The sequence below is a fragment of the Micromonospora sp. DT41 genome (assembly GCF_049841715.1).
Taxonomy (GTDB): Bacteria; Actinomycetota; Actinomycetes; order Mycobacteriales; family Micromonosporaceae; genus Micromonospora; species Micromonospora profundi.
Genome location: NZ_JBNCKU010000014.1, coordinates 141,048 through 151,575, shown reverse-complemented (window position 1 = coordinate 151,575; position 10,528 = coordinate 141,048). Strand labels below are relative to the sequence as shown.

The window sequence follows — 10,528 nt, the reverse complement described above, 5'->3', positions numbered from 1 at the left end:
GACAACGACACTGGGGCCAACCCACCACCCGAGCAGCCTGACCCCAACACCGTCAACGTTCGTGGTCACGGCACTAGGGACATTCACCGCCAGCGCCCGACGCGAGCCTGCGGATGAGTGGCGCTCGGCTCTGGCGCGGTCGGCGACATCTTGGGACGCTAGCGATCGTGTATGACTACGACCTGTTGGTGCTGGGTTCCGGACCCAGCGGTCAGAAGGCCGCGATCGCCGCCGCCAAGCTCGGCAGGCGGGTCGGCATCGTGGACCGCCGCGACATGATCGGTGGGGTGTGCATCAACACCGGCACCGTGCCGTCCAAGACACTGCGCGAGGCCGTGCTCTATCTGACCGGCCTGAGCCAGCGGGATCTCTACGGCAGCAGCTACCGGGTCAAGGAGGAGATCACGGTAAGCGACCTGGCCGCCCGGACCCAGCACGTGATCACCAGGCAGACCGACGTCATCCGCAACCAGCTCGCCCGCAACCGCGTCGCGATGATCACCGGGACGGGGCGTTTCGCGGACGCCCACTCCATCTGGGTGGACGCCGGGTCGGGCCGCGAGTCCAAGGTGACCTTCGACAAGGCCATCATCGCGGCGGGCACCCGCCCGGCCCGTCCGGACAGCGTCGACTTCGACGACCGCACCATCGTGGACTCCGATGGCGTCATCAACCTCCAGGCCGTACCCCGCAGCATGGTGGTGGTCGGCGCCGGCGTGATCGGCATGGAGTACGCGTCGATGTTCGCCGCGCTCGGCACGAAGGTGACAGTCGTGGAGCGCCGCGACCGGATGCTCGACTTCTGCGACGAGGAGGTCGTCGAGTCGCTCAAGTACCACCTGCGGGACCTGTCCGTGGCGTTCCGCTTCGGCGAGGAGGTCGCCGCGGTCGAGAAGCACCAGACCGCCGCGCTGTGCATCCTCAAGAGCGGCAAGAAGATCGTCGCCGACACTGTGATGTACTCGGCAGGCCGGCAGGGGCAGACCGACGACCTGGCCCTGGAGGCGGCCGGGCTGGAGGCGGACCGACGCGGCCGGATCACCGTCGACGCCAACTACCGCACCTCTGTCGACAACATCTACGCGGTCGGCGACGTGATCGGCTTCCCGGCGCTGGCGTCCACCTCGATGGAGCAGGGCCGGCTGGCCGCGCAGCACGCCTGCGGCGAGCCGATCCGTGAGATGCACGGCCTGCAACCCATCGGCATCTACACCATCCCGGAGATCAGCTTCGTCGGGCAGACCGAGGCACAGCTCACCGACTCCTCGACGCCGTTCGAGGTGGGCATCGCCCGCTACCGCGAGCTGGCCCGGGGCCAGATCGTCGGTGACTCGTACGGGATGTTGAAGCTGCTCGTCTGCCCCGACGACGGGCGGCTGCTCGGGGTGCACGTGTTCGGCACCGCCGCCACCGAGATCGTCCACATCGGGCAGGCCGTGATCGGGTGCGGTGGCACTATCGACTACCTGGTGGACGCGGTGTTCAACTATCCCACGCTGGCCGAGGCGTACAAGGTGGCCGCTCTGGACGCGTCCAACAAGATTCGCAACATCACTCGCATCGACGGGTAGTCTCCGCCGGTCAGCCGGTCTGCGGGCCATCCCCGATCACCCGTTGGCGGGATGCCCCGGCGTCCGTCTCCAGTGCCAGAATTTCCCCATGCGACACGCCGTCGTCGGGCGGGACGAGGTGTTCGACCGGGCCTGGCAGCAGCTGGGCCGCCCCGGGCCGGTGCTGGTGGAGGGGCCAGCCGGCATCGGCAAGTCCGAACTCTGGCGGGCGCTCGTCACGCGGGCCACGCAGGCGGGTTGGCTGGTGCTGAGCTGCGCGCCCACCGAGGCCGAGGCAGAGCTGCCGTACGCCGCCCTGGCCGACCTGCTGCGCCCGCTCGCCGACCGGGTCGCCGCGCTGCCCGAGCCGCAGCGGACGGCCGCCGAGGTGGTGCTCCTGTCCGGCGACGTCCGGGAGGCCGTCGACGTCCGCGTGGTCGGGGCGGCGACCCGCTCCCTGCTGGAGGCCGCCACACTGGACGCCCATCCGGCGACGCTGGTGGCGGTGGACGACGCGCCGTGGCTGGACCGGCCGAGCGAACGCGCGTTGCGGTACGCGCTGCGGCGCGTGGCGGGCCTGAGCGTGTTGGTGAGTCGCCGACGCGGCCGGGGCGATCCCGAGGACGTGCCGCTCGGGCTCGACGAGGGCCGCGACGGCAGCCGGCTCGAACGGGTGGAGCTGCCGCCGCTCGACGTCGGCGCGCTGCACCACGTCCTGCGCGACCAGTTGGGCGTCACGCTCTCCCGACCCATGCTGGTGAGGGTGGCGCGGGAGGCCGGCGGCAATCCGCTGCTGACCATCGAGGTCGTACGCGCCATGCAACGCCTGCCGCGCCAACCCTCGCCCGGCGACGACCTGCCGGTGGCCGCGTCCATGCATCACCTGCTCGCGGACGTCGTCGCCGGGTTGTCCCCCGTCAGTCGTGACGCGGTACGGCTCGCCGCGCTGCTTACCGTGCCCACGCTTGTCGACCTGACGACGGCGGGGGTGCCCGCCGCCGCACTGGACGCCCCCGAGGAGGCCGGGCTGGTCGTCGTGACACCGACGGGCGTGCGGTTCACCCACCCGGTGCACGCCGCCGCCGTACGCGCCGGCATCCCGCCGGGCGTCCGCCGCCGGCTGCACCACAGGCTCGCCGACGTGGTGGCCGACCCGGACGAGCGGGCCCGGCACCTGGCGCTGTGCACGACGGAACCGGACCCGGCGGTCGCGGACACCCTCGCCGCCGCTGCCGACCGGTGGCACAGCCGGGGCGCGCCCGACCTCGCCGCCGACCTGCACGACCGCGCCGGCCAGCTCACTCCCGTCGACGATCGGGTGCGGCAGGGCCAGCGGCGGCTCGCCGCGGCCCGCTGCCGGCTCGACAGCGGTGACCTGCCGGCGGCCCGGCAGGCGGCCGAGGCGGTGGCCGCCGACTTCTCCGGTGACCTCCGCGCCGAGTCACTGCTGCTGCGTGCCATCGTCGCCTGGTCCACCGGCGAGGCCGGACAGGCGGCGGTGGAGTTCGGCACGCGGGCACTGGCGGCGGCCCGGCCCGGTTCCGCAGTGGCCGGCCGCATTCACGCACACCTGGCCGTCTTCAACGACCGCACCGAGCCGGCACGGGCGCACGCCGAGGCCGCCGCCGCGCTGTTGGACGGCCGCGACGACGAACACGACCTGCTCGCCGCCGCGCTGGTCCTGCTCTTCTTCCAGGAGGTACGCCTCGGCCGGACGCCGCGCACCGACCTGCTGGAGCGGGCCCTCGCCCTGGAGGGCGACAAACCGTCCTGGCTGGCGAGCACCGTGCCGGCGATCTGGTGGAAGTCGATTGACGACGCGGAGCGTGCCCGCAGTCGGCTGCACCGGATGCTCGGCCGGGCCGAGGCCCGCGGCGACGAGCCCCTGCAACACGAGTTGCTGTCGCACCTGGGTGAGGCCGAATTGCTGGCCGGGCGGTGGGACGAGGCCGAACGGCACATCGCCGCCGCGCGGGATCTCGGTGACCAGCTCGGCAGTGGTCTGGTCGCCGAGACCTGGCTGGGCGCCCTGCTCGACGCTCACCGGGGCCGGCTGACCGAGGCGGCCCGGGTGGCCGAGTCCGGCCTGCGGCTCGCCGAGGAACTGGACGACGACTGGTGCCGGCGCATCCACCAGCAGTTGGCCGGGTTCGTGGCCCTGTCGGCGGGACGGATGGCGGAGGCAGCCGCCGCGTACACCGCGCTGGCAGCCACCATCGACGCGCAGGGCCTGGTGGAGCCGCTCGCGATGCGCTTCGAGCCGGACTGGATCGAGGCGTGTGTCGGTGCCGGCGAACTCGACAGGGCCGCAGCGGTGCTGCACCGGCTGGACGCCCGGCACCGCCGGCTGCCGAGGCCCTGGACGATCCTGGGCACCGCACGGGCCCGCGTACTGCTGGACAGCGCCACCGGCCGCGATCCCGGCCCGGCGCTCGAGGAGTTGACGGCCGCGCGGAACTCCGTACCCCCGGATGTTCTTCCGCTGGATCGTGCCCGCTGCCTGTTCGTGGCCGGGATGGCGCTGCGGCGGTCGCGCCGCAAGCTGCCGGCGCGGCAGGCACTGGAGGCGGCGGTGGCGGAGTTCAGCGCGATCGGCGCTGCGGCGTTCGCCGAGCGGGCCCGCGCGGAGTTGGTTCGCGTCGGCGGTCGCGCGCCGACACCTCGGCACCTCACCCCCACCGAGGATCGGGTGGCCCGCCTGGCGGCGCGGGGCCGGACCAACCGCGCCATAGCCGACGAGTTGTTCGTCAGCCCGAAGACCGTCGAGGCCAATCTGGCCCGGGTGTACCGCAAGCTCGGCATCTCCACCCGCGCCGAGCTGGGTGCGGCGATGACCAGGGCCGACGCGCAACCATAGGGAAACGCCCGATTCCTCGCCGGCCGCTGCGGCCTAGCGTCAGCTCATGGCCAATCACCTGTTCGTCCTGGAGCAGTACGACAGCTCCTCCGAGGCGGGCACGGCCGCACCGCAGATCACCACACCGGGCTGTCGGCTGGTCGCCGCCATCCGGTTGCCCACCGACAACGTCGTGATCGCACTGGTCGAGGGCCCCGACGCGGAGGTGGTGGCCGCGGCCGCCGCCGACGGCGCGTGGCGGGTCGACCGGCTGATTCCGGCCCGGTGGATCCGTCCACCTCAGCTCAGCTCCACCAACCCGGACCTCCCACGACAGGTGAAGGAAGCATGACCGTGCGCCGACTGATCGCACCTCTGTGGTGCTCGCTGCTGCTGATTCCGCTGGTCGCCTGCGGCCCCGACGACTCCGGCGACGCCGATCCCGCCGCCGGGGCCGGCGTCGAGGTCGACGGTGACGCCGACCTGCCCAACGTGTCCCGGCCCGCGTGCCCGTTCAGCGCGGCCCAGGTCTCCGACCTCGTCGGACAACCGATGGAGGACCAGGGCAACTGCCTGTTCGGCGACGGCAAGGGCGTCGCCTCGCTCACCATCACCACCGCCTCGCCGCTCGCCGGTGAGAGCACCTACGACTACCAGCGCAAGAACGCCACCCAGGTCTACCGGGAGGTGAAGGACGTCGACAAGGGCCGCAAGGCGTACCTCGCGGTGAAGGACATCGAAGGTGAGGCCGTCGTGGTCAGCGACAAGGGCACCTACACCGTGATCATGAGCAGCTTCCAGGCGATCAGTGCCAGCCCTGGCGGGTACGAGCCGGCGCTGCGCAAGGTGCTCGACGCCCTCCCGCTGTGATGCACAGCCACGACCGGCCGACCTCGCGACAGGAAGTGGAGCCACGATGACTCACCTCGGACCCGGCACGCGGCTGCGTGTCCAACTCCTGGCCGCCGTGGCCGCCGTGTCGACGCTCACCGCGCTCGGCGGCTGCGGGATGCTCGGTGGCACTGACGACGGTGGTAACCCGGCGGCCGGCGCGGAACAGAGCGTGGCGGCCACGCCCGAGGGCGACCCGGTCGTCGCAGCGTCGCCGGAAGCGCCTCCGTCCGCCACCAAGATCGACGCCTGCGCACTGGTCACCAAGGGGGAGGCGGAGAAGCTGGCGGGCACTCCCCTTCAGGACCCGCTGGAGAAGCCGGAGGATCGGGACACCTGCACCTACACCGGGGCGCCGAGCGGCCCGACCGCGCAGGTCGAGGTGTACGTCGGTGACGGTGCGAAGAAGTTCCTCGACATCGACCGCGAACTCGGGCACAAGTTCACTGCGATAAGCGGTGCGGGCGATGAGGCGTACGCCGAGGACGGCACGGTCTTCGTCAGCAAGGGCGGGGTGTGGGCCTGCATCCGGCTGGTCCGCAGCGAGGACCCGGCGACGTACCGCACGGCCCTGGAGACCGCGGCGCGCACGGCCGCCGGCCGCCTTTGAACGGCGAGGGAGGCGTTGTGGTGGCACCGGGGTCGCGGCGTCGCCGGGCGGTGGCCGTGCTGCTCACCGTGACCTTGGTGCCTCTCGCAGCCTGCCAGCGGGGTGACGCCGGCCCGAAACCACCCCGCCCGCCGGCCGACGTCGCCGCTGAGGACCAGCGGTACGGGGTGGCGCCCGCGCCCGACCCGAAGGTGACCTACCAGCCGGACGTGGTGTTCGTGGGCGGCGGTGGCGGGTCGGTGCGCGGGCTCTCCGAGGACGCTTTGACCTGGCGCATCGACCCCGGTGCCAGTGGCGCCGACAAGCTCGCCCGGGGGACGGTCATGTTCCTTACCGGGCGGGCGGTGGGCCGGGTGCTCGACGTGCGCCGCGACGCCGACGACCTGGCGGTGACCCTCGGGCCGGTGAACATCACCGACGTGATCCGGGACGGGACCTTCGCCAGTGACGGCCCGGTTTCCCTGGAAAAACCGGTACGGCACGACGCCGGCACGCCCTTCTGGGCCGAGTACGACGCAGCGGGTGGCGGGTCGGGTGGCGGAACGGCTGTGCCCGCGGCGGCGACGCCGTCCTCCTCGACGTTTCGGGTGCGACCGGTCGGCAGTGGTGTCCGCGTGTCCCCTGCGGGCCTCTCCGACGCTCGGCGGATCGGCGGATTCGACGTCACCTCGATCTGTTGCGTGAACGCGGTGGGCGCGCGGTTCAGCTATGACGGCGGCGGGATCCGCATCGTGGGCTTGGCGACATTGCTGATGAAGAGCCCGACGGCCCAGTTCTACCTCGACATTCGCGGCGCCACGATCCGGAGGGCGGAGCTACGGGTCAGCGGGATGGTCGGGCTGCGGATCGAGATCAAGGGGGCAACCGACAGAGGTCAGAACATCAACAAGCGCATCCCGATCCCGCTGGATTTCAGCGTCCCGGTGGGCGAGATCCTCGGGGTGCCGTTCTCCGTCACCGCCAACCAGGTCATCGGGATACAGACGGCCTTCAGCGCCAAGGACGGCAACATCAAAGCGGCCGGCGAGTGGTCGCTGGGGGGCTCCGTCGGTTTCGGTTACGCCGACGGCGCGTTCGGTGTCACGAAGCCCTGGAACCTCACCGTCCAGAACAGCATCACCGACTCGATCAGTGGACCGTCGGTCGGCGTGAACGGAATCATCATCTACTACCAGGCGGCGTTCCGGGCCGGCCTGGGTATGTTCGGTCTCACGGCCGGGTTGTACGCGATCGTCACCGCCTCTGCGGGGCTGACAGTCGGTTCCGCTCTGGGAGCGCCACTCGCGCTGTGCCGCAGCACCCAACTCGGCCTGACCCTGGACTACGGCGTCGGCTACACACTCCCCGGCGGCCTGGCGAAGGTGATCAACAAGTTCCTGGACCTGTTCAACGCGGGGCCGATCGCGGCAAGTGCCGGCATCGGACAGGTCGACAATGTATTCAACAAGCTAGACGTCCAGCCCGACAGAAAGATCTGCAAAGGCTGACCGCTCCCCGCTCCCCGGCTCCCCGCCCAACCAGCCCAACCAGCCCAACCAGCCCAACCAGCCCAACCAGCCCAACCAGCCCCGGCGATCATGAGGTTTGCGTCGTCCCTCCTGGCGTGTCGGGACGCAAAGCTCATGATCACCGGGGCGGGGTGGTGCGGCCGGTGCGGAGGACGACCCTCCGCACCGGCCGGTGTCACGTCAGCGTCACGCGCAGGTAGCGCTCAGGTTGCCGGCGGTGCCGGTGCCCTGGAAGCCGAACTCGATGGTCTGCCCAGCGCCGACCTGACTGTTGTAGTCGACGTTCGTGAAGCGGACCGTGCCGCTGTTACCACTGCGGTTGGCGCTCCAGGCGTTGGTGACCGCGGCGCCCGACGGCAACGTGATCGTCGTCGCCCAGGTGTTGAGTGCCGAGGATCCCGCAGTCACCCGCACGTTGGCCACGAAACCGCCCTGCCACTGGTTCACCGACACCGTCGCGGTACAGGAACCGGTCGGCGGCGGGGTCGTCGGCGGCGGAGTGGTGGGCGGCGGGGTCGTGGGCGGCGGCGTCGTCGGCGGCGGAGTGGTCGGCGGCGGGGTCGTGGGCGGCGGGGTGGTGCCACCGGCGTTCAACGCGGAAAGCACCGCGTCGTACGCCGCCTTCTTCGCACCACCACTTGTGAACAGCAGCGGGCTCTGCTCGGAGCGCCACGAGTCACTGTCGCGGATACCCCACACCGTGATCCCGTTGCAGCGGGGCACGGCCAGGCAGTCCTCGACCACTGCCCGGTAGGTGTTCGCCGGAGCGTTCTGGATGTCCAGCTCGGTGATCTGCACGTCCACGCCGAGCGCCGCGAAACTCGACAACGTGGTGCGGTAGTTGCTCACGTAGGGCGAGTCGTTGTTGAAGTGCGACTGGAAGCCCACGCAGTCGATCGGCACACCACGGGACTTGAAGTCGCGCACCATGTTGTAGACGGCCTGGGTCTTGGCCCAGGTCCAGTTGTCGGTGTTGTAGTCGTTGTAGCAGAGCTTGGCGCCCGGGTCGGCGGCGCGGGCGGCCCGGAACGCGGCCTCGATCCAGTCGTTGCCGGTGCGCTGGAGGTTGGAGTCGCGGCGGGCACCTGAGTTGCCGTCGTCGAAGGCCTCGTTCACGACGTCCCAGGCCACCACCTTGCCCCGGTAGTACGTCGCCACCTGGGTGACGTGGTTGAGCATCGCCTGCCGCAACGCGCTGCCGCTGAGGCTCTGCATCCAGCCCGGCTGCTGCTGGTGCCAGGCCAGGGTGTGTCCACGTACGCTCATGCCCTGGCTGCGGGCGTGGTTGACGATGCGGTCGGCGTTCGTGAAGTTGAACTGGCCCTGCTGCGGCTCGGTGGCGTCGATCTTCATCTCGTTCTCGGGCGTCACCGAGTTGAACTCACGATTGAGGATCGTCGTGTACGCGCCGTCGGAGAGCCTGTTGGCGGCCACCGCCGTGCCGAAGTAGCGGCTCTTCTCGGCGGCGGACGCACCCAACGTGGTGCCCGCGCTCGCCGTGCCGGGCAGGATCATCGCCATGCTGGCGGCGAGGGCGCCCGCGCCGGTAAGCGCGAGGGCGGCCTTCGTCGCCGCCCTCCATTTCGGTTTTCTCATCGTGCCACTCCGTTTCTGAACTGGTGGTGTGGGAGAGGTGGGTCAGGAGACCGAACAGGTCGCCCCGTTGAGGGCGAAGGAGGAGGGCTTGCCGGTGCCGCCGTTGTGGGTGGCCTGGAAGCCGATCTCGACCGACGTGTTCGGCGCGATGGTGGCGTTGTAGGAGACGTTGCGGGCGGTCACCGCTCCGCTGGTCGGGGCGTACTGCGCGTTCCAACCGTTGGTGATGCTCTGGCCGGCGGGCAGCGTGAAGGTCAACGCCCATCCGTTCACCGCTGCGGTCCCGGTGTTGGTGATGGTGACGCTTGCGGTGAGACCGTTGTTCCAGGCGTTGACCGTGTAACCCACCCGGCAGGCGCCTTCAGATGGCGGCGGCGTGGTCGGGGGCGGCGTCGTCGGCGGAGGGGTCGTCGGTGGAGGCGTCGTCGGTGGAGGCGTCGTCGGTGGCGGGGTGGTCGGCGGCGGCGTGGTGGTTCCGTCCAGGCCGAAGAAGCGGATCACCTGGGCGGCGTCGACAGGCAGGTTGTGCGAGACGCCCTGCATGCTTATCGCCTCGACCGGCGCCATCGGCCCGCTGCTGCCGTACCGGGTCCTTGTGTAACCGGACTGCGGTGAGTCGGTGTACGTCGGGGTCTGGCTCAGCCCGTGCACGTTCGTCCACTGCTTGACCTGCTCACCGAAGTTCGGGTAGCGCAGCGTCTCGTCGTTGGTGCCGTGCCAGATCTGCATCCGTGGTCGCTGCCCGGTGTAGCCGGGGTACGCCCCACGGACCAGGTCCCCCCACTGCTGCGGGGTCCTGATGAGCTGGCCGTTGGCGCACTCGCTGTTCCACTCCGAGCTGCCGCCGGTGGCGAAGCAGCCGAAGGGCACACCGGCGAAGGACGCGCCCGCCGCGAACACGTCGGGGTAGTCACCGAGCATGACGTTGGTCATCATCGCGCCCGACGACGTGCCGGTGACGAAGATCCGGGCCGGGTCGGCGGTGTACCGCTGCCGCACGTAGTCGACCATCGACATGAGCCCGACCGGGTCGCTGCCGCCGCCTCGACGCAGCGCCTGCGGCGAGGCCACGTCCCAGCACTTGCTGCTGCGGGTCGCGGACGGGTAGATCACGATGAACCCGTACCTGTCGGCGAGGGACGCGTACTGGGTGCCGGAGTGGAACGCCGGGCCTGTTCCCGTGCAGTAGTGCAAGGCCAGCAGGACCGCCGGTCGGGACGCCACCCGGTCCGGGACGTACAGGTGCATCTGGAGGTTTGTGGGGTTGGTGCCGAAGCCGGTCACCTGGGTGAGCGTCGCCGCGGACGCGGGGGCGGCGAACGTCAGAGCGGCTGCGGCCAGTGTCACGACCGCCATGACGACGCCGAGCATCCTTGTCTTCAGTGTCATCGTTCGCGATTCCTCGGGAATTGACGCATGGAAGGGGGGTTAGTCGAGGACTGCCCTTCGCCCGACCATGACCGCGGCTCGCGTGACCAAGTCAGCTTCAATCGAGCGCACTCGATTGTCAAGGATTCCGGAAACCTTTCGGTGCAAC

The 10,528-nt window shown here is 70.6% G+C and carries 8 protein-coding genes; 6 read left to right on the top strand and 2 right to left on the bottom strand.

The features are described 5' to 3' along the window. Window positions 1–167 precede the first annotated feature (167 nt). From sthA to ACLQ23_RS24470, 6 genes are all read left to right on the top strand, one after another. The gene (gene sthA, locus ACLQ23_RS24495; protein WP_355588897.1) at window positions 168–1,571 is read left to right on the top strand and encodes a Si-specific NAD(P)(+) transhydrogenase; all 1,404 of its coding nucleotides are present in this window, start codon (window positions 168–170) and stop codon (window positions 1,569–1,571) included. Window positions 1,572–1,659: 88 nt separating this feature from the next. After that, window positions 1,660–4,407, top strand: a complete 2,748-nt coding sequence (locus ACLQ23_RS24490; protein ID WP_355588895.1) for an AAA family ATPase — start codon at window positions 1,660–1,662, stop codon at window positions 4,405–4,407. A gap of 46 nt (window positions 4,408–4,453) precedes the next feature. Then, window positions 4,454–4,738 carry a hypothetical protein gene (locus ACLQ23_RS24485; RefSeq protein ID WP_053653796.1) on the top strand — a complete coding sequence of 95 codons (285 nt, stop codon included), beginning with the start codon at window positions 4,454–4,456 and terminating at the stop codon, window positions 4,736–4,738. Continuing rightward, entirely contained in the window at window positions 4,735–5,256 is a 522-nt protein-coding gene (locus tag ACLQ23_RS24480) for a hypothetical protein (RefSeq protein ID WP_355588893.1), read from the top strand. The genes ACLQ23_RS24485 and ACLQ23_RS24480 overlap by 4 nt, the downstream gene beginning before the upstream one ends. A 46-nt stretch (window positions 5,257–5,302) precedes the next feature. Then, window positions 5,303–5,887: a hypothetical protein gene (locus ACLQ23_RS24475; RefSeq protein WP_355588891.1), complete on the top strand. Its 585-nt coding sequence runs from the start codon at window positions 5,303–5,305 to the stop codon at window positions 5,885–5,887. 17 nt (window positions 5,888–5,904) lie between these two features. Beyond that, a complete protein-coding gene (locus tag ACLQ23_RS24470; protein ID WP_425881164.1) occupies window positions 5,905–7,374 on the top strand; it encodes a hypothetical protein in 1,470 nt (489 codons plus the stop codon). A gap of 207 nt (window positions 7,375–7,581) precedes the next feature. Here the strand turns inward: ACLQ23_RS24470 and ACLQ23_RS24465 are convergent, their stop codons facing one another. Together ACLQ23_RS24465 and ACLQ23_RS24460 are read right to left on the bottom strand one after the other, a co-directional pair. Continuing rightward, window positions 7,582–8,991, bottom strand: a complete 1,410-nt coding sequence (locus ACLQ23_RS24465; RefSeq protein ID WP_425881163.1) for an endo-1,4-beta-xylanase — start codon at window positions 8,989–8,991, stop codon at window positions 7,582–7,584. Between the two features lie 42 nt (window positions 8,992–9,033). Further along, on the bottom strand, window positions 9,034–10,380 hold the full coding sequence (locus tag ACLQ23_RS24460) for an extracellular catalytic domain type 1 short-chain-length polyhydroxyalkanoate depolymerase (RefSeq protein WP_355588885.1): 1,347 nt from the start codon (window positions 10,378–10,380) through the stop codon (window positions 9,034–9,036). Between the last annotated feature and the right edge of the window lie 148 nt (window positions 10,381–10,528).